A 22,018-nucleotide genomic window follows, 5' to 3' on the forward strand; every position below is an offset into this window, starting at 1 on the left:
CAAACCTACTTTAAATAAGTTGAAAAATAAAACCAATACCTAAAAATACTTAATGTTAATGGCATTCTATGGCACTAGATACGGTCTCCGTAATGGGGGCAGGAGAAATATAGGGTATTCCTAGTCCCATTCCTCTCAATATAAACAGGAGTCCTATTATCACTACAAATACAGGTATCAACCGCTGTACAGATTGTTTGGCCTTGCCTTTTAGCATACTACCAAAATATACGGCGGTGGTCATTAAGGGAATGGTTCCCAAACCAAATAACATCATAAAAAGAGCACCTAGCCAAGGGTTTGCAGTGGCAATACTAGCAAATACGGCCATGTAAACAAGACCACAGGGTAAAAAACCATTTAAGAAGCCAATGGTTAGGAAAGTATCTGGACTTTTCTTTTTTAGCTCCTTGCCCATTTGACTTTTTAACTTAGACAAGAGTCCATAGATAGGCTTGGAGAAATTATATTTATTAAAGGTTTTATAAGGAATAAGAACTATTACAATCATTACAACCCCTATGATGATAGAGAGCTTTTGCTGTAATCCAAAAACATAAAGGCCTTTTCCTAAAAAGCCAAATACTAACCCTATAATCCCGTAAGCAGTTAATCTTCCAAAATGGTAGAGAAATACTTGCAACAGTTTTTTTCCAGGCTTCTTGTGATCTACAGGTAGCATAAAAGCAATGGGTCCACACATGCCTACGCAGTGAAAACTTCCCATTAATCCTAATAATACAGCAGTTGCCAGCATGGTTTATCTTTTAGATAGTAGATAAATTAGAAATAGGTTAGTAGGTAATCTTGTCCTTAAACATATAGGCTTGCCCATTATGCTCCCAAGCCACTTTAATATTCCAGCGACCCGCTACTAAACGATTGTTAGGGATCAGCAGGTTGTTGTTTGATAAAGTAATAGGTAAATCAAAATCCAGCTGCTTGTTAGAGAGTCTGTATAGCGACACTGTTCCTGTTATTTTTTCTTGGTCTAAATCCTTTGGAAACTCCAACTGCAATCCTGCTGGTGTGCTTACTAGTTTTAGATCCACATTATTTTTATGCGAATTTATTTCAGCATCCAATTCCTCTTGAAAGCCCATCTCTGCCTGATAGTAATCCTCACGAACAAGATCATGATTGGTCCTGTCGTCCATTAACATGCTAACCACAAAAAATAGGATGAAACTTATAAACCCTATAAATGCTAATACTATTCCAGTTCCCCAATTAATTTTCATATCCTCTTTTTAAGTTGTACCTCCAAATAGTTGGGAGGTCCTTTTATAAAATGGTTCTTTTAAACACAGTAACCTTAATTATCCTACCTGTAACTTCTTGGAGCCATAAATCTTGCTGAGGTAGTCTCAATTTGTTCTTCCCCGCTAAATACCCCAATTTTCACGGTGTTTTTATCGCCATCTAATGCGGCATTGTTTATTTCTATAAATAAGGTTCCTTCAGTTAGCTCCTGAGCAGGAACAGTAAAATTATCATTTCTAACCAGTGATATGGTGCCTTTATGAGACAATAACTTAAAGGTAACATTTGGGATGTCTCTAGTTGTTTTATTGACCACCTTAAAGGTGTATACATTACTAATGATGTTGCCCTCCTTATGCTCATACAACTGTCCGGGTAATCGCAAAATATTGGCCTCTAAGTCATTCCTCAAAAATAACATTCCAATCAATAAGCCGGTAAGAATCACTAATACAGCAGTATACCCTTTGAGTCGGGGGGTGAACTTAAATTTGGCCTTTTTCTCAATATTATCCTCACTAGCATATCGTATAAGGCCTTTAGGGAGGTTTACCTTTTCCATTATCTCGTCACAGGCATCAATACAGGCAGTACAGTTAATACACTCTAATTGAGTCCCATTTCTGATATCTATCCCGGTAGGGCAAACGTTAACGCATTGGAAACAATCTATACAGTCTCCATGACCCATTGCTGCACGATCTTCACCTTTTCTAAATTTTTTTCTTCCCTTCTCTGCTTCACCACGTTTATGGTCATAGGCGACAACAATGGATTTGTTGTCTAGTAAAGCTCCTTGCATACGGCCATAAGGACAGGCAATAATACAGACCTGCTCCCTAAACCAAGCAAAAATAAAATAAAATACTCCTGTAAAAATTAAAAGAGAGAGCATAGTACTCAGGTGTTCCAATGGGCCGTCTGCGATATACTGAATTAGCCTATCGCTGCCTATTAAATAAGCAAGGAATACGTTGGCAATAATAAAGGAGATGATGAAAAAGATAATCCACTTAAGAACACGTTTTCTTATTTTCTCAGCATTCCACTCTTGCCTATCTAAACGTATTTGTGCGCCTCGGTCCCCATCTATCCAGTATTCTATTCTCCTGAATACCATTTCCATAAAAATAGTTTGGGGGCATATCCAACCACAGAAAATACGACCAAAGGCAACGGTAAACAGGGCAATAAATACCACCCCTATAATCATTGAAATTACAAAAAGATAAAAATCTTGAGGCCAGAATGGGAAGCCAAAAATATTAAACCTTCTCTCTAGAATATTGAACATTAAAAACTGGTTCCCATTAATTTTTATAAATGGGGCCAATAAAAAGAATGTTAAGAGCACATAACTTACATATTTTCGGTATTTATAAAAGCGACCATTTGGCTTTTTGGGAAATACCCACGCTCTTTTTCCTTCTTCATTAATTGTTCCTATGGAATCCCTAAAGTTATTTTGCTCCTGTGCCATCTTTGTAATTCTGTATTATAATAGTGGATATTTGTTGCAATTTGGTTTTAAAAATTACTCTTAATACTTCATTGCAAATCCAACTAGAACAAGTGATGAGTATAGTTTTGTACCTTTTAACCCTGTTCTAGACCTACCCAATTACTACTATTGTAGTACTATTATATTTGTACTTAGCACCATACTAAAGGTTGGTACTGTAATTAATTGTCTGCCTTCCAAATCTCCCCTTCTGCTTCTTTTGGATTGGCTGGTGTTGTTCCAGTCAGTTCCGTTAGGATGTAACTAGATACTTGGGCTATTTCAAGTGGCTTAAGCATTTGTTTCCAGGCCACCATTCCTTTACCGGCACGTCCCCCTTCGGAAACCGTATTGAAAACATCATTGATGCTACCTCCTAGAATCCAATACTCATCTGTTAAATTAGGGCCAATTCCCCCACCGCCATCTGCCATATGACAAGCAACGCAATTGGAAGTGTAGATTGCTTCTCCCGCTTTTATATCCGAAGCATCAGTTAATAATTCTACGGTGTTAGCATCTACTAATCCCTTGGCGGTTTTCTTATACTCCTCTATTTCCAATTGAGCTTCTGCAACGGCTCTTTCATACTCCATATCCTGAGTGTCCCCACCAAACACATGGTAACGTGCCATGTAAACTATAGCGAAAACTATTGAGGCATAAAATAGATAAACCCACCATGGCGGAAGATTGTTATCTAATTCTTGAATACCGTCATAATTATGATCTAGGATAATTTCGTGTTCCTCTTCAATTGCTTTCTCCTGAATCATCTTCTCGCGAAGTTGAGCTATCCAATTATTCCCTTCTTTAGAGGCTTTATCCTCTAGGTAGCGCTCCTTAGCCTCAGGAGATAAGGTTTGGAACATAACATTCTCTATGGACCTTAAAATAAGTTCTATTCCAATTAATAAAAACAGGATTATTCCCATAAAAATTAATAGTGCTGGATGTTCCAATACGGCTGGTAATCCATCCGTTTCTACGAAGTATTCCATCAATCCGAGGATTAGAAAGAAAACTAGCGGAATTCTAATCCACCATAGTGAGGTATTTTTCATCTTAACTGTTTTAAGTGGTTTTCTTAGGTTGAAATTGTTATTACATATTAGGGTAAGAAAAACATAGGCTAGCAGTACCGCTGCCTATGTGTTTCATATTGCTATCTTAAATCATCATCTTCTAGCGGCAATTCGCTAACTTCCTTAATGTGTTCTTTGGATGCAGTAAATACCCACCAAAATAGGCCAGCAAAAAAGATAAAGAATATCAGTAGGGAAATAATGGGATAAGTAGCTATCCCATCGATGGTTTCCATATAACCTTTTACGAATTTTAGCATGACTTGTTAATTTTGAGAAATTTCCTCGTTCGTATTCTTAATTTTTATATCGGTTCCTAGACGTTGTAGGTAGGCAATCATAGCTACAATCTCCCTATCTTTCATTTCTATAAAATCTTCTCCATTTTCTTCAGCATACTTTTTATCGGCTTCGTAGCTCGCTGCAAAATCGGGATCCGTATATAGGTTTTTCTCTATTTGTGCTGCCTGCTGATCCATATGTTCAAAAGCATTGGCAATTTCTTCCTCAGAATATGGAACCCCTAGTGTAACCATTACCTCCATCTTTTTCTGAATTTTACTTCGGTCGTGCTCATCCCTAATTAACCAAGCATATGCCGGCATTATGGATCCCGAAGAGGTAGATTGCGGATCGTACATATGGTTAAAGTGCCAACTGTCTGAGTATTTTCCTCCTACCCGTAATAAATCTGGCCCAGTACGTTTACTACCCCATAAGAATGGGTGGTCGTAAACAAACTCCCCAGCTTTGGAATATTCCCCATAACGCTCCACTTCACTTCGGAAAGGTCTTACCATTTGGGAGTGACAACTTACACAACCTTCCCTAATATAAAGGTCCCTTCCTTCTAATTCTAATGGGGTGTACGGTTTTACACTAGAGATGGTCGGAATATTAGATTTGACCAGAATGGTTGGAACTATCTGTACAATACCACCAATTAATATTGCTATAGTAGCTAAGATGGTTAACTGAATAGGCTTACGCTCTAACCAAGTGTGCCAAGTCTCCCCTGCCGTTCTTTTCTTGGAAACTCGGGCTAAGGCCGGGGCCTCTGCTAACTCGTCTTCTACTTTGCTACCAGATTTTACGGTAATCACTAAGTTGTAAATCATTACCAGCGCTCCAGCAATGTACATACTACCTCCAATAGCACGCATCCAATACATGGGGATAATTTGGGTTACGGTCTCTAAGAAGTTTCCGTAAACCAAGGTGCCATCAGGGTTAAATTCTTTCCACATTAAGGCTTGTGTAAAGCCAGCAACATACATAGGTAGTGCATATAATATAATACCTAGTGTACCAAGCCAAAAGTGGAAGTTTGCCAAGGGTATGGAATGTAATCTTGTTTTAAACATTCTAGGTACTAACCAATATATCATACCAAAGGCCATAAATCCGTTCCATGCCAAAGCTCCTACGTGAACGTGTGCTATAATCCAATCACTAAAGTGAGCAATAGCATTTACGTTCTTTAGAGATAACATGGGACCTTCAAAAGTGGCCATCCCATATCCGGTAATAGCAACTACCATAAATTTTAAAACAGGATCTGTCCTTACCTTATCCCAAGCTCCTCTTAAGGTTAAAAGTCCGTTGATCATCCCACCCCAAGAGGGGGCTAATAACATAATAGAGAAGGCTACCCCTAAATTTTGTGCCCAATCTGGTAAAGATGAATACAACAAGTGGTGAGGCCCTGCCCAGATATAAATGAATATTAACGACCAGAAGTGTACAATAGATAGTCTATAGGAATAGACAGGTCTATTAGCAGCCTTTGGAACAAAATAGTACATTAATCCTAGAAAAGGTGTGGTTAAGAAGAATGCCACAGCGTTATGTCCATACCACCACTGTACTAAGGCATCTTGAACCCCAGCATATACAGAGTAACTTTTAAAAGCACTTACTGGAATGGATAAACTATTGAAAATGTGAAGTACAGCAACAGTTACAAAGGTGGCTAGATAGAACCAAATGGCAACATATAAGTGACGTTGCCTTCTCCTAAGCATAGTTCCAATAAGATTCCAACCAAAAGCTACCCAAACAATTGTAATGGCTATGTCTATAGGCCACTCTAATTCTGCATATTCTTTGGTAGAGGTGTATCCCAATGGCAGGGTAATAGCGGCTGCTACGATAATGGCCTGCCAACCCCAAAAGTTTAATTTACTTAATGCATCGCTATACATTCTAGCTTTTAAGAGGCGCTGAGTGGAATAATAAACCCCCGCAAAAATGGCGTTTCCTACAAATGCAAAAATTACGGCATTGGTGTGTAAGGGACGTAATCGCCCAAAACTTAACCATGATATGCCATCGGTAATGTTTGGGAAAAGAAACATAAGAGCGAGCAGAAGCCCGACAGACATTCCTACAATTCCCCAAAACAGTGTAGCATAAATGAATTTTTTTACGATTTTATTATCGTAATAGAACTGCTGTACTTCCATAATTACAATATTTGACTTTCACTTATTTGGTTAGATTTTTCTTTTGGCTTTTTCTCAGATGGGTGCTTTACTAATTCATCCTCAAATAGCATTCGTACAGATGGAGTATAGGAATCGTCATATTGCCCCCTTCTAACTGAAACTATAAAAGCGATAAAAAAAACAAGAGCCACTAAAATACTTAGGGCTAATAAAAGGTAAATAACACTCATTCTTAACTGAATTTCGCCGTAAAACTAAAGAGGCTGTTTTTGTAATAATATGACATTTCTCAGGTTTTAGCAATTTTAGAAAATTAACATTTTTTTTGCAAAATATAGCTGACATTAAAAAAAAAATGACAATTAATTGTTTCTGAGCTGATTATGTTGTTGAAGAAAATGGGTGCTGTTGGTTGGTAGTACTTATGGTATTAATAATTATTCATCACAATTCTTAAGAATAATGTTAGAGGGCTGATTTTAACACTATATACTTCACTAATTGAAAGATTTTATGCGAAAGATTTTTAGTTTTGCCACTTTCCTATTAAAAATCCGCTAACCACGTGGTTTTTAATATGAAGTAATTGTTAAAATAATTAGGTTAATAGCGTAAACTATGTTTCAGAAAATTGGTATTTTTTTATTATTGGGGCTGCTTGTTGTCAGTTGTGGGGAAGATAAAGTCCCATGTGCCCCAAGTAGTGAGGTCATTGATTACCCCATGGCAGATTCTTTGGCCCAGGCTTTTAATTGGCCAAAGGATTTAAAAATAACAGGATTTGCCGGTCCAGATCTTACCCCAAGTCCAGCTTGTATGGCGGTTGCAGCTACAGGAGAAGTATTTGTAGGTGTAGATATGATGGGCTCTTTGGGTAAAGATATGGGGAAAGGATTTATTAAGCGTTTGGTAGATTGTAATAACGATGGAGTAATGGACTCTCATACTAAATTTGCTGAAGTAGATAACCCAAGGGGAATCTTACCGATTGGAGATCAAGTTTTTGTTTTGCATACCACCTTTACCGAAGAAACAGGAAAGGCCGATAATATGGACTTGATTGTTTTTGAGGATTTAGATAAAGACGGAATAGCCGACGGTCCTGCAAAAGTATTGATCAAGAACCTAAGTAACTCTAAATACCTACGAGAAAGAGGTACAGACCATGCTACCAACGGAATTCAAATGGGAATTGATGGATGGATCTATATCGCTGTTGGTGATTTTGGATTCCATAACGCTACCGATCGTGATGGTACTCAGCTTACTATGTTAGGTGGTGGTGTGCTTCGAGTAAGGCCAGATGGTACAGAAATGGAAGTATATACCCATGGATTGAGGAATATTTACGATGTTGCTATCGATCCATTTATGAATATCTTTACTAGAGGAAATACCAATGATGGAGGGGGATGGAACGTTAGATTCTCACATCAAATGCAAACGGGAGAGTATGGGTATCCTATGCTTTTTAAACATTTTACCGAAGAAATTATTCCAGCCTTAGTAGATGTTGGAGGTGGTTCTGGAACTGGTGCTTTGTTTATGAACGATGATCGTTGGCCAGAAAAATATAACAATGTGCCTATGATGGCAGACTGGGGACGTAGCGAACTATATATCCATAGGGTTACTGAAGATAAAGCTAGTTTTACACAAAATGAAGAGAAGTTTATAAGATTGCCACAGATTACGGATCTAGATGTAGATGCTTCTGGTGTAATGTACCTATCTGCATGGGACGGTGCAGGATATTCTGGTAGCCCGGATAAAGGATATATCGTAAGAGTAACTCCTGAAAATTTAGAACATAAGCCTTTTCCTAATGTGGAAAATATCTATTGGACTAAGAGTTTAGTGAACTTATTGAAATCTGGAAATGCTAAATCTAGACTAAGTGCACAATACGAATTAATCAAAAGAGGTAAAGGTGCAAGTGGTGTTTTAAAATTAGCAAAGGATAGCTCATTATCTTTAGAGGTGCGTTCTGCAGCTATTTTTACTTACGCTCAATTAACCGGAGCTTCTGGTGTAGAAGATTTAGTATCCCTAACTAAAGATTCAGCAGTTCAGGAATTTGCTCTAAGAGCATTGGCAGACCGTAAGGGAATTGTGGAGAATGTACCATCAGAACCATTTATAGAAGCATTGAAATCTGATTCAGATCGTGTGAAGGCCGCTGCAATTGTGGGTCTAGGAAGATTGGGTAGAAAAGAACTTGCTCAACATTTATTAGAAGTTCCAGTTCCTAATTCTTTTAGAGCTCCAACCTTAGGGAGTGAAGGACCTCACGCTACACCTAATTCAGAGATCCTACTTCCACATTTGGCTGTTAAAGCGCTTGTAGCAATAAATGCAGAAGACGCTGTTGTAGAGGCTTTAAATACTAAGAATAAGGATTTAGCGCTTTGGACTACACGTTATATGCATTCGCCAAAGGTGGTAGACGGACTAATTAAGGCCTATAAGGAAACCAATGATGAGGTAGTTAAAGAGAATATTAGTAATTCTTTAGCGCGACTTTATCATCAAGAAGCGCCTTATGATACCTCTTGGTGGTGGAGTACAAGACCAGATACTCACGGACCTTACTACAAAACTGTAGAATGGGAATACACATCAGTTATTGGCGACTTCCTAACTAAAGAATGGGAAAATACGGCAGAAGAAAAGAAAGATCTATATGCCGAGCTTAATAGTAAGTACAGATTGGGGATAGAAGAATTTGGAATCTTGAAGAAAAGAGAACCAAAAGAAGATATGCCTATAGTGGACTTCGATAAGATTAAGAATAAAAAAGGACAAGTAGGTGAGGCGTCTATAGAGGACATCATGATTGCACTTAAGCAAATTAAGGGTGATCCAGAAAGTGGGAAGAAAATTTATGCAAGTCAAGGTTGCTTTGCGTGCCACAGTATTAGTACCGATGAGGTGATGAAAGGGCCTTTTATGGGGCAGATTGGTTCTATTATGAATAGAGAGCAGATAGCAGAGTCTATCTTAAAACCAAACGCTTCTATATCTCAAGGGTTCTCCACAGTAAAAATAGAGACCAAAGGTGGTGATATCCATGTAGGGTTTGTAACGGCAGAATCGGCTACAGATCTAACCATACGCAATATTGCAGGAATTGCTACTGATCTTAAAAAATCAGATATTGCCGAAAGGGAAGAACTACCAACTTCTATGATGCCTGCCGGATTGGTAAACTCACTTAGTTATGAGGAATTTGCTTCTTTAATAGCATTCTTGGAGCAGCAGAAGTAATAAAGCGTTTGCCAAAACGTATATTGGCTAAATAATAAAAGGAAGCAATCTTAAGGGGTTGCTTCCTTTTTTTTTCTTTTTTTGGTGGGTGGTTGTTATAAAATATAGCTGATGATTGTTTTGGGTGTTTTCTTATCGGGTCGCTCTTTCCGCTGTAGTTAGTATTGAGTCCCTCCCTCGGGCAGGCCCGAGAACACGAACTTTAGCTATTTAGTTTTATACGGTGACTGAGCGTAATCAATGTCAAAAAATTAGTTTAATTTAAACTTCGATGTTTTAAATAATAGCATTGAAAAATCTAATCGTGAGGACAAAATCACAACTATATAAAAAACTATGTTTTCGGAATCAATTTGGTTGATAGTAATGATACACTTCTTATAAATAATTAACTAATATTCTAATTAGACACTTATAGTATATCATGATATAGTTTTATTCCTATTTATCTATTGGTTACAACCACTTTATTATCAAAATAAACCCTTCTTTAGGTATGTGAAAAGGTGTTGGTATACCTTCAGGTACTGTTAAGTCATTTGTTATTTTAAAGATTAAGACCATACCATTTAAACAAAGAATTTGCTTCTAATCTCAATTGCTTTGGACCCCTAGACTATAGGTAGTTAGGTAATGTACTTTGTAGACAACCCTAATACAGTACTAGCTCCATAGGATTCCGAATCTGTGTTAAACCCCCTAGAAACTGTGTTAGCACCTCGAAACTATGTTATACTTTTTTGATTCTGTTCTAACAGGAGAGCTATTCTAATAGGTAATATTGCTTATGATCATTTCATGTTCCGTTCTTTCCAAGAATTATGGCACTTAAAGAGAATACTATTTTTCTTGAAAAAAGAGTGTAATATGTTTTAACTAATAATCAATTAAAACCAACCAAGTATGCGAAAACTTAGAAAGTTTAGGCTTTTTTTATTTAAGAAGCCTAAAAATTACCAATTACCAACGTGCTTTGCACTTTCCTTATTTGTGCTTTTTGCAAGTATGATGCAAGCAAACGTTACTAAGGAGCCTAGGACGTTTAAAAGTCTAACGGTAGGTACTATTCAGGATAATATTGTTACAGGTACTATTTTGGATGAGAACAATGTGCCAATGCCTGGTGCTACAGTTTTGGTAGAAGGCACTTTAATTGGTACAACATCAGATTTTGATGGTAACTACAGCATTGCCGTACCAGAAAATGCTGCAAAACTGTCTATTTCTTTTATAGGTTATGAAACCCAAACTATTGCTATTGCAGGAAGAACAGAAATAGATATTATTTTAAAAGAATCTGCAAATACCTTAGATGAGGTTGTAGTTACAGCCTTAGGTATTGAAAGATCAAAAAGATCCCTGGCGTATTCAGTTTCTAAGGTTGGGGGGGACGAGTTCACCGAGGCTAGGGAAACAAACATAGCCAACAGTTTGGCTGGTAAAGTAGCGGGGGTGAATGTTTCTAGAACGGCATCAGGACCTGCAGGAACATCACGAGTATTAATTCGTGGTAACTCTTCCTTAACTGGGAATAACCAACCATTGTATGTTATAGACGGTATTCCTATCGATAACACAAATAGAGGTTCAGCTGGTGAATGGGGCGGACAAGATGGAGGGGATGGTATAGGTAATATCAACCCAGACGATATAGAATCCATGTCCGTATTAAAAGGAAATTCGGCAGCAGCACTTTATGGGTCTCAGGCTTCTAACGGGGTTATACTTATAACCACCAAAAGAGGTAAAACCAATCAAGGACTACAGATAGAAGTGAATTCTAACTTCGTTATGGAAAATGCAATCAATCATTTGGATCTTCAAAAAGAATATGGATCTGGGCTTCTAGGCCAAAAACCTACAACGCAATCTGAAGCTTGGGATGCTGGAGAGTTTTCTTGGGGTGCTAAATTAGATGGATCTAGCGTAGTACAATTTGATGGGGTAAGTAGACCCTATTCTTATGCCGGGGATAATTTTGATAAATTTTATAGAACCGGAAGTACAGCTACAAACACGGTTGCCTTAAGTGGTGGTTCTGCAGATATTGGTTATAGATTTTCTGCTTCCAATATGGAAAACGAGAGTATTCTTCCTAATTCAGGAATGAAAAGACAGACCTATAGTGCTAATCTGCATGGTAAAGCATTAAATGATAAACTTTCTTTTCAATCAAGTGCACAGTATATTTTACAGGATGTGAAAAACAGGTCTCAATTGGCCGATTCTCCAGGAAATGCTCACTATACCGTATGGCAGTTGCCAGTAACAACAAATATCTTGGACTTAAAAGGGGATCCTAACAGATTAGGGGCAAATCCAGAAGATGCCACGGATTTATATGGTGCCACAATGGGGAAAAAAGGCTATGAATTGTTGCCTACGAGCTCCATATGGATGCAAAACCCATATTGGGCAGCTTATCAACAGACAGATATGGAATCTAAAAACCGACTTATTGCAAGTGCTTCCATTCAATATGATATTAACGAGTGGGCCTATGTAAAAGGTAGAGCCGGTATTGATCAATCCGATCGTCTAACCGAAAGTGTTAACCCTACCGGAACAGGACATAATATAGACGGGGGTATGAGTCAAGGACAATATAAATACCAACAGTCCAACTTCGATATTATGATAGGTTCCCGTCACGAATTTGACAATGGGATTGCCTATGATTTTTTGGCCGGGGCAAATAAAATGAGATTGCAGGAAGATGGAACTTCTGCATCTGGAAATAATTTTGCATTGCCATTTTTCTATTCTATCGCAAATGGTATTAATAACGGTGGAGGTAGTTCTTTCTCAAAATTAGGCTCTCATTCTGTTTATGGACAAGCAGAGATTTCATATGATAACTGGTTGTTCTTAACGGGATCTGCAAGAAATGATTGGTTCTCAGTATTAGATGGTAGAGATGTTTTTTACCCTTCAGTAGGATTAAGTGCAGTGTTATCAGATGTGTTAACCTTGCCAGAGGCAATAGACTTCCTAAAGGTTAGGACCTCTTGGGCACAGGTCGGTAGTGTAGGTGACATCGGCGCCTATTCCTTAAACCAGAACTATAGTTTGGGTAGAGCGCAACTTGGAGTTCCTCGTGGCTCTATAAGCGGTGGCTCAGTAAGAAATGCTAATCTTAATCCATTATTGGTAACGGAGTTAGAACTAGGATTTAACATGCAGTTTTTGAAAAATAGATTAGGAATAGACTTCTCCTACTACGATAAGAAAACTGAAGATGATATATTAAATGCAGGTATTTCTTATACCTCTGGCTACTGGTCTACAGTGGTGAATGTTGGTGAACTTACCAATAAAGGAGTAGAATTGTTGCTAACAGGTACTCCGGTAATGACTCAAAATTTTAAATGGGATGTTTCTTTTAATATGAGTTATAATAAAAGTAAAGTGGTTAGTTTAGTCGATCCCGAAAATGATGAGGAACGCTTTAATATCGGACTAAGTAGAGCTAGGCACGCTTGGGTAACCCATATAGAAGGAAAGCCTTTTGGACAAATAACAGGGACCACTTACCTTAGAGATGCAAATGGAGAAATAGACCTAGATGATAACGGATTGCCACAAGTAGATGTAGATGCAGGTACAGTAGCTTTTGGTACTGGTGTTCACCCTTTTAATGCAGGATTGCAAAATAATTTTAGATACAAAGATTTTTCATTAGGCTTTTTGCTAGATATGAAGGATGGAGCTGTAGGACACAGTGGAACCATGGCGCAATTTTACCGAAGAGGTATTCATAAGAACACCTTGGTAGGTCGTGAAAATGGAATTGGCATAATACCTGCAAGCGGCATAAGAGATTATTATGAGAAAATATATAATGACATTGCAGAGGAGTTTATTTATGATGCCGGCTTTATAAAATTAAGAGAAATAACTCTAGGCTATCATATTCCATCTAAAATATTGGCAAAGACTTTTATTAGTAAGGCCAACGTATCTCTAGTAGGAAGAAACCTTTGGTTGATTCACTCTAACGTTGATAATATAGATCCAGAATCTAGTTATACTTCTGGCAACGCACAGGGATTAGATTTCTTTGCTATGCCACAGTCTAGTTCATTTGGAGTTAACGTGAACCTTACTTTTTAGTAATTAATAAAAAAATAGTATTATGAAAATAAATAAAATCAACATAAAGATTGCTTGCTTTTTTGTTGCGATTTCGGCTATCTCCTTCACCTCTTGTGCAGATGATCTGGCAGAATTGAATGAAAATCCAAATGTAATAGCAGACTTGCCCCTTGGGCTTCAGCTCACTGATATACAATTAAAAGCCGCTGGTGCACAATATGAAATGCGTAGAGTAGGTCTAGGATGGGCATCCTCCTCCGTTCAACAGTTGGCCGATGTTAATATTGCGACCAATCTTTTGCCAGGAGATAAATACATAGATTTCATCGATTATAGCTATGCAGTATTTGATGAATATTGGGTAAATGAAGCCAAAGATGTAATAGACTTTGTGACACGTAGTGCTGAAGATCCTGCAGCAGTGAATTACAACGCTATAGGACGCATTATGAAGGTTATTTCTTTCCATAAGGTAACCGATCTTTATGGGGATATTCCCTACTCCGAAGCTGGTCAAGGATATTTAACCAATACTTGGTTCCCGGCATACGACCGTCAGCAAGACATATATACAAGTATGTTAAACGAATTGGAAACTGCCGCAATGCAATTGACCGCATCTGCAGAAAGCCCAGGTAGTCAGGATGTTATTTATAATGGCGATCTTACAAAATGGAAAAAATTGTCGTACTCCCTAATGCTTAGATTAGGACTTAGAATGTCTAAAGCAGATCCTTCTTCTTCCGAAGCCTGGGTGAAGAAAGCCATAGCAGGTGGTGTTATGACCCAGTTAGATGACTTGGCGAAAATTGAACACGAAGAAGGTGGGGTTGAAAGTCCAATCGGTTATTCATTTGTGGTAGATAAGTTCATGAGATTAAGTGATACTTTCGTTGGTTGGATGCAAGAAAATGACGACCCTAGATTAGAGCTATTATCCTGGGTAGAGTCTGGTGCTCCTCATCAGGGACTGCCTAATGGATTAGACCCTTCAACCCTTATAACGGATGGACCTGCTGGAGGAGACTTATTAGACTACTCACAGGTTAACCAAGACTTGGTGCAGCGAGATTCACCATCAATGTATATTACCTATGCAGAAGTAGAATTAATGTTGGCAGAGGCTGCCTTAAGAGGATGGTATACTGGCGATGCGGAAGTACACTACAATAAAGGTGTGCATGCTGCCATGGCAAACTGGAGTTTTTATGGTGTAGATGCACCCACAACGGCAGAAGTTGATACATATTTAGCGGCTAATCCATTTGATGAAGCCAATGGGATGGAAATGATTGGTGAGCAATATTGGGCAGCTACTTTTTTAAATCCTTTGGAAGCATATGCAAATTGGAGGCGAGTAGAATATCCTGTTTTAACACCCGTAAATTATCCAGGAAATGCTACAGGAGGAACTATAGCAAGAAGAATGAAATATCCTTTGGTAGAATTTACAATTAATGCAGAAAATGTAAATGCAGCCATAGCCAATCAAGGGCCTAACACCTATACTACCCGAGTATGGTGGGATAAACAATAGAATTTATATTCTAATCACATTACTATGTTTATTTTAATTTAATTTAATAAAGGAGGGGAAACCCTCCTTTGTTTTATTTTTATTTACTAGGTTTATTATGATGAAGACTAATGAATCAACCACCCATTCTTGGTTATATATACTAACCATACTACTATTCTTAACCCAACAATCTAATGCTCAGAAAGAGAAGCTATTTACGCTTTTAGACGCTTCTTCCACGGGGATAACTTTTCAAAATACCATAAAGGATACCAAAGAGAGTAATATCCTTATCTACTCTAATTTTTACGGCGGTGCAGGAGTAGGTGTAGGAGATTTTAATAAGGATGGACTTCAAGATATTTATTTTGCAGGTAACTTGGTGAGTGATCGGTTATACCAAAATAATGGGGATATGCAGTTTGAGGATATTACCCAAGCTGCAGGTATTGAAGATAATGGCGGCTGGTCTTCCGGTGTTATCGTTGGAGATATTGATAATGATGGTTGGCTCGATATTTATGTGACCCGGGAACTGTACGATGGCAACCCTGAGATTAGAAGAAATAAACTATTTATAAATACCACTAAAGACAACCCCGATGGTAAGATTACCTTTAAAGAATCTGCTGCGGAGTATGGATTGGATAACAGCGAAAGAACAAGACATGCTACTTTCTTAGATTATAATAAAGATGGGCTGTTAGATATATTTCTTCTAAATCACCCTCCCAACCCTGGGAACTATTCAGAATTGTACGACGTAGATCGTAATCAAGAAAGATTTGCCCCTAGATTGTATAGAAATAATGGAAATAAAAGTTTTACAGATGTTACTGTAGAAGCAGGAGTCTTAAAGCTGGGTAATGCCAATAGTGTTTCTATTTTAGACGCTAATAATGATGGTTGGCCAGATATTTACATTGCTCATGATTTTGGTCCACCAGATGTCCTTTTTATAAATAATGCCGATGGAACCTTTACCAATACCATAGATACCTCTTTAAAGCATATTTCCTATTTTAGTATGGGAGTCGATGCTGCAGATATTAATAACGATGGATTTCTAGATCTTATGGTTGTTGATATGGTGGCTGAGGATAATTTCCGTATAAAATCCAATATGAGCGGAATGAACCCAGATTCCTTTTGGAATATAGTAAATAATGGAGGCCATTATCAATATATGTATAACACCCTGCAGTTAAATCAGGGAGTTTTTTCAGGGGTACCCCAATTCAGTGATATAGCACAAATTGCAGGCGTGTCTAGTACAGATTGGAGCTGGTCTAATGTAATAGCCGATTTTGATAACGATGGGTTAAAAGATATCTATGTAACTAACGGACTTTTACGAGATATAAGGAATACGGATTCAGATAAGGCAGTGGGAAATTATATTACCAATATCGCTAATGACTTTGTTAAAAGCAATCCCAATGCAGGAGATGTTTCTCTTTGGGATATTCTTAATCTCGATGAAGCCCTAGACCACATCCCATCCGTTAGATTGTCTAATTATGCCTTTAAAAATAAGGACGGAATGATCTTCGATAAAATGTCAGAAGATTGGGGCTTATCACAGAAATCGTTCTCTGCTGGTTGTGCCTATGTAGATTTAGATAATGATGGTGATTTGGATCTAGTAGTGAATAATGTAAACGATCTGGCATTTATTTACCGTAATAATAGTGAGAAAAATGAAGGGCAGAATTACCTAAGGATAAACCTGACGGATAAAGAAAATAATACTCCAATGCTAGGAGCAAGAGTAGAATCCGTTCAAGGAAAATTAAAACAGCTGTATGAGTTTACTAGTGTTCGAGGAATGTATTCTACTAGTGAACAAATTGCCCATTTCGGATTCTCCGAAAATAAAGCAATTGACACCTTAAAAGTAACTTGGCCTAATAGGAAAGTAAGTATTTATACCGATGTGGAGCCAAATCAGCTTCTCACTATTGATCTAGGCGATGCTAATCAGCTAATCCCTGATCCTCCCACTAAGAAAGAATTATTGTTTAGTTCAATAGAAGGTATTCAGTTTAAACATATAGAGAATAAATTTAATGATTTTGACCTTCAAGTTTTGTTGCCACATAAACAGTCCCAATTTGGACCTGCTTTAGCAGTTGGTGATGTTAATGGAGATGGTTTGGAAGATGTATTTATTGGGGGCGCTGCTGGTTTTGAACCGGTTTTATTCTTGCAAAATCAGGCAGGGGAATTTACGAAAGTAGAAAGTAAGACTTGGAAGGATGCTGCTAGATATGAGGATTTGGATGCCATATTTTTTGATATGGACAATGATGGGGACCTAGATCTGTACGTTGTTAGCGGTGGAAATGAATGGGAACCCAATTCCCATTATTACCAAGATAGACTATACATTAATGATGGAAAGGGGAATTTTGAACCTACTAAAAATAAACTCCCCTATTTTACAGAAAGCGGATCAGTAGTGCGTGCCTTTGATTATGATAATGACGGATATCTAGACTTATTTGTAGGAGGAAGACATATGCCTTGGGACTACCCCTCTCCAGTAAGCAGTAGGATATTGAAAAATAATAAAGGGGCCTTTAAAGATGTTACTCGCAATGTGGCCAAAGATTTATTAGATATAGGTATGGTTACCGATGCAGTGTGGATGGATTTTGATGGGGATGGTAATACAGATCTTGTCCTAACCGGTGAATGGATGCCCATTACTTTTATTAAAAATACGGGGAGTAAATTTATAAATGTAACGGACTCCCTAGGAATGCAAGATACCGTGGGATGGTGGTATAGTTTGGAAGCTGCTGATATGGATAATGATGGAGATTTAGATCTTGTTGCCGGAAATTTAGGGCTAAATTATAAGTACAAAGCTAGCGAAGAAACTCCTTTTGAGGTACATTATAGTGACTTTGATGAAAATGGTTCTAAAGATATTGTACTTAGTTATTACAATTTTGGGGAGCAGTTCCCGCTCCGGGGTAGGTCTTGTTCTGCAGAACAAATACCAATGATTGCGAAGCGGTTCCAGAGCTATGATGTTTTTGCGTCTGCCAATTTAACTGAGGTTTACGGGGAGGATAACCTACAGACTGCATTACACTATTCTGCAAAAACTTTTGCCACTGCCTATTTTGAAAATAAAGGGAATAGAAAGTTTAGTATGAAAGCACTTCCCAAGGAAGCACAGATTTCTAATGTAGATGCTATACTTCTTGAAGATTTTGATGGGGATGGTAATAAAGATATCCTACTGGCTGGTAATATGTATCCCGTGGAAATAGAAACTACAAGAAACGATGCTGGTGTGGGTATCTTTCTAAAAGGGGATGGTAAAGGTGAGTTTACTCCGTTATTGCCAACCGAAAGTGGCTTGTTTCTAAGAGGAGACGTTCAGAAATTAAAGCGGATAAACACACCAGAGAATAAAATGATAATAAGTGCTGTTAATAATGGCGAAATGGAATGGGTTAGAATAAATGGAAAATCAAACGCGCATGAAGAACAATAAAAAGTGGATATACATTGCCTTTGGATTCGCACTTTTCTCTTTAGGAATTAATTTTGTTTATGCCCAATCCCCTCACAAGAAGGATGGACCAGAAAAACTGTTTTCACTATTACCTAGTTCTAGAACTGGTATAGATTTTAATAATACGGTTACAGATACCTATGAGGCCAATGCCCTTATTTATGAATTGTTTTATAATGGTGCTGGTGTAGCAATAGAGGATATTAATAATGATGGCTTGCCAGATATTTATTTTGCCGGCAATCAAGTAGCGGATAGGTTGTATTTAAACCTAGGTAATATGCAGTTTAAGGACATTAGCAAATCAGCGGGAATATTAGATAGAGGTGGATGGTCTATGGGGGTAAATATGGTAGATGTAAATGGGGATGGCTACAAGGACATCTATGTAAGCAAGAACTTGTTTGACGATAATCCAGAACTAAGAGTAAATGAACTATACATTAATAATGGTGACCTAACGTTTACAGAATCGGCAAGGGAATATAATTTAAACGATCCTTTTAGAGCGATTCATGCTAATTTCTTTGATTTTGATAAAGATGGGGATTTCGACCTATTTCTCATAAATCAACCCCCAAATCCTTCTTTATTATCTCCGCTTAAAGGTAGAAACTGGCTTAGTCCGGAGCTAACCTATCGGTTCTTAGAGAATAATGGAGCAGGTTTTAAGGATATTACAACAGCAGTAGGACTAGAGAATGTGGGCTACGGCCTCAGCTCTGTAGTGGGCGACTTTAATAATGATCAATGGCCAGATCTCTATGTAGCCAATGACTATGAAGGGCCAGATTTCTTCTATATAAACAATGGAGACGGAACCTTTACCAATAAGGCCAATGAATACCTAAAGCACATTTCATTTTTTAGTATGGGTGCAGACGTTGGGGATATTAATAACGATGGGTTATTAGACCTAGCTGTGGTTGATATGGTAGCAGAGGACAACTATAGGCTTAAAGCAAATATGGGGGGAATGAATCCGCAAGAATTCTGGAACATTGTAAATCTTGGTGGGCATTATCAATATATGTTCAATACCCTGCAGTTGAATAATGGTGCCGATGCAGATGGGAATCTACGTTTTAGTGAAATTGGTCAATTGGCGGGGATGTCTAACACAGATTGGAGCTGGTCTGCGATATTTGCTGATTTTGATAACAACGGTTTTAAAGATTTGTATGTTACCAACGGCATTAAAAAAGATATTAGGAATACAGATGCCCTTAAGAATATTGATGCCTATTTAGCTAGGGTAGCAGCTGAATACCAAATTAAGAATGTTTCAGCTAACTTAGCAGAACTTAGAGAGTTGGTATCCTTGGACAGTATTTTGGCTTTTTTTCCTTCAGAAAAAATTCCAAACTATGTGTTTAAAAACATGGGAGGATTAGATTTTGAGAAAACCGCCAAAGAGTGGGGAATAGACCAACCTTCATTCTCTTCAGGCGCCGCTTATGGGGATCTGGATAACGATGGAGATTTGGATTTAGTGGTGAATAATGTAGATGATATAGCCTTTATCTATGAAAACAATTCCAATAAATTATCAAAGAATAATTACCTCAATATAAAATTTACAGACGGAAATAAACACAAGAGTTTCTTTGGTACTAGGGCCAATATCTATTATGATGGAGGTATACAGATAGGGGAGTTAACAAGTGCTAGAGGGTTTTATTCTAGTAGTGAAAGCCTTATTCATTTTGGATTGGGAAATACTAAGAAAATAGATAGTTTGGAGATTTCTTGGTATGATGGAGGTAGTTCAGTTATACATAAAATTAAACCAAATCAGACCCTTATCCTCGATCGGGAAAAATTAAAAATAACACCAGTAAATAAGACAAAAATTACTAAAAACCCTTTTTTTAAAGAGGTTTCCAAGGAAGTAGGTTTAGATTACATGCATCAGGAAAATGACTATAATGATTTTGATAGAGAGGTTTTATTACCTCATAAGATGTCTGCCTTTGGTCCCGGACTCGCTGTAGGTGATGTAAATGGCGATGGTTTGGAGGACTTTTTTGTTGGCGGGGCAGTAGGGAAAAGTGGAAGTATCTTCCTCCAATATAAGAATGGAACATTTACCCAAACAGGATCGGAGACCTTTGCTGGGTATCCTTTTCATGAAGATATGGGAGCCCAATTTATAGATGTAGATATGGATGGGGATTTAGATTTGTATGTGGTGAGTGGTGGTAATGAATACGATAAGGGAATAGACCTGTACCAAGACCGATTATATATTAACGATGGCAACGGAAATTTTTCCTTGTTAAATTCTGCTTTACCTAAATTAACTACTAGTGGCTCTAGAGTAATTATGGCCGATTATGATAATGATGGCGATATGGATCTATTTGTTGGTGGCAGACAAGTGCCTGGACATTATCCGGAACCAACTGAAAGTCACCTGTTAAAAAATACTTGGAAGGAAACTGGAGAGCTTAAGTTTGAGAAAGTTGTTATAAATGACCTAATAGATTTGGGTATGGTAACGGATGCTTCCTGGACAGATTATGATAATGATGGGGATCTAGATCTTATAGTGGTTGGGGAGTGGATGCCAATAACTATAATTGAAAATAAAGAAGGAGTTTTTAAAAAGATTGCCTTACCAGCTTCTCTTCAAAATACTACAGGATGGTGGTTTAGTATCAAAGCAGCTGATTTAGATGGAGACGGGGATGATGATTATGTTATGGGAAATCTAGGACTCAATTATAAATATAAAGCCAACCCAGAGGAACCGTTCACTGTTAATTACGGAGATTTTGATCAAAATGGGAAAAACGATATTGTTCTTGGGTACTATAATTACGGGGAACACTATCCATTAAGAGGTAGATCTTGCTCTTCCCAACAAATCCCTGGATTAAAGAAAATATTTCCTAATTACGATACCTTCGCCTCCGCGTCGCTTAGCGAAGTTTATGGAGAAGAACAATTGAGTAAATCTCTTGAGTATAAAGCTCATATGTTCCAAAGTATTGTAGTAGAGAATTTGGAGGATGGAAATTTTAGAATTCATGAATTACCAATAGAGGCGCAGGTATCCAGTATTAATGATATTATAATTGACGATGTAGATGCTGATGGGAATTTAGATATTATCCTAGCTGGAAATATGTATGGATCAGAGGTTGAAACTCCGCGTAACGATGCAGGGATCGGGCTGTTTTTAAAAGGAGATGGGAAATGTGGATTTACAAACCTGAGTTCGACGTAAGAATTTCGATTATTATTGGGTTTTTACACCATAGAAAAAGCGGAAATTTAGTATATTTAAGTGTCTAAAAATCAAAT

12 protein-coding genes are annotated in these 22,018 nt (G+C 37.7%); 5 read left to right on the forward strand and 7 right to left on the reverse strand.

The annotated features are described in order from the left end of the window. Nucleotides 1-55: 55 nt before the first annotated feature. The 7 genes from H344_RS0119360 to ccoS all read right to left on the reverse strand — a co-directional run bounded on the left by H344_RS0119360 (nucleotide 56) and on the right by ccoS (nucleotide 6,526). On the reverse strand, nucleotides 56-757 hold the full coding sequence (locus H344_RS0119360) for a sulfite exporter TauE/SafE family protein (RefSeq protein WP_026811770.1): 702 nt from the start codon (nucleotides 755-757) through the stop codon (nucleotides 56-58). 37 nt (nucleotides 758-794) lie between these two features. Further along, the gene (locus tag H344_RS0119365; RefSeq protein ID WP_026811771.1) at nucleotides 795-1,241 is read right to left on the reverse strand and encodes a FixH family protein; all 447 of its coding nucleotides are present in this window, start codon (nucleotides 1,239-1,241) and stop codon (nucleotides 795-797) included. Between the two features lie 83 nt (nucleotides 1,242-1,324). Then, on the reverse strand, nucleotides 1,325-2,743 hold the full coding sequence (gene ccoG / locus H344_RS0119370; RefSeq protein ID WP_026811772.1) for a cytochrome c oxidase accessory protein CcoG: 1,419 nt from the start codon (nucleotides 2,741-2,743) through the stop codon (nucleotides 1,325-1,327). 203 nt (nucleotides 2,744-2,946) lie between these two features. After that, a complete protein-coding gene (locus tag H344_RS0119375; RefSeq protein ID WP_026811773.1) occupies nucleotides 2,947-3,828 on the reverse strand; it encodes a cbb3-type cytochrome c oxidase N-terminal domain-containing protein in 882 nt (293 codons plus the stop codon). Nucleotides 3,829-3,929: 101 nt separating this feature from the next. Further along, complete coding sequence (locus H344_RS0119380; protein WP_026811774.1) at nucleotides 3,930-4,109, reverse strand: CcoQ/FixQ family Cbb3-type cytochrome c oxidase assembly chaperone; 180 nt, start codon at nucleotides 4,107-4,109, stop codon at nucleotides 3,930-3,932. Between the two features lie 6 nt (nucleotides 4,110-4,115). Then, on the reverse strand, nucleotides 4,116-6,314 hold the full coding sequence (gene ccoN, locus H344_RS0119385; RefSeq protein ID WP_026811775.1) for a cytochrome-c oxidase, cbb3-type subunit I: 2,199 nt from the start codon (nucleotides 6,312-6,314) through the stop codon (nucleotides 4,116-4,118). A gap of 2 nt (nucleotides 6,315-6,316) precedes the next feature. Next, nucleotides 6,317-6,526, reverse strand: a complete 210-nt coding sequence (gene ccoS / locus H344_RS0119390) for a cbb3-type cytochrome oxidase assembly protein CcoS (RefSeq protein ID WP_026811776.1) — start codon at nucleotides 6,524-6,526, stop codon at nucleotides 6,317-6,319. 388 nt (nucleotides 6,527-6,914) lie between these two features. Between ccoS and H344_RS0119395 the strand changes: the two genes are divergently transcribed. The 5 genes from H344_RS0119395 (at nucleotide 6,915) to H344_RS20910 (ending at nucleotide 21,941) form a co-directional block, all read left to right on the forward strand. Further along, nucleotides 6,915-9,563, forward strand: a complete 2,649-nt coding sequence (locus H344_RS0119395; protein WP_026811777.1) for a DUF7133 domain-containing protein — start codon at nucleotides 6,915-6,917, stop codon at nucleotides 9,561-9,563. 903 nt (nucleotides 9,564-10,466) lie between these two features. After that, a complete protein-coding gene (locus tag H344_RS0119400) occupies nucleotides 10,467-13,676 on the forward strand; it encodes a SusC/RagA family TonB-linked outer membrane protein (RefSeq protein ID WP_051254415.1) in 3,210 nt (1,069 codons plus the stop codon). 22 nt (nucleotides 13,677-13,698) lie between these two features. Then, a complete protein-coding gene (locus H344_RS0119405; RefSeq protein ID WP_051254416.1) occupies nucleotides 13,699-15,195 on the forward strand; it encodes a SusD/RagB family nutrient-binding outer membrane lipoprotein in 1,497 nt (498 codons plus the stop codon). A gap of 97 nt (nucleotides 15,196-15,292) precedes the next feature. Beyond that, a complete protein-coding gene (locus H344_RS0119410; protein ID WP_157378408.1) occupies nucleotides 15,293-18,688 on the forward strand; it encodes a VCBS repeat-containing protein in 3,396 nt (1,131 codons plus the stop codon). After that, the gene (locus tag H344_RS20910) at nucleotides 18,675-21,941 is read left to right on the forward strand and encodes a VCBS repeat-containing protein (protein WP_051254417.1); all 3,267 of its coding nucleotides are present in this window, start codon (nucleotides 18,675-18,677) and stop codon (nucleotides 21,939-21,941) included. Before H344_RS0119410 ends, H344_RS20910 begins: the two co-directional genes overlap by 14 nt. Nucleotides 21,942-22,018 lie beyond the last annotated feature (77 nt).

Source organism: Arenibacter latericius DSM 15913 (genome assembly GCF_000424985.1).
GTDB lineage: Bacteria > Bacteroidota > Bacteroidia > Flavobacteriales > Flavobacteriaceae > Arenibacter > Arenibacter latericius.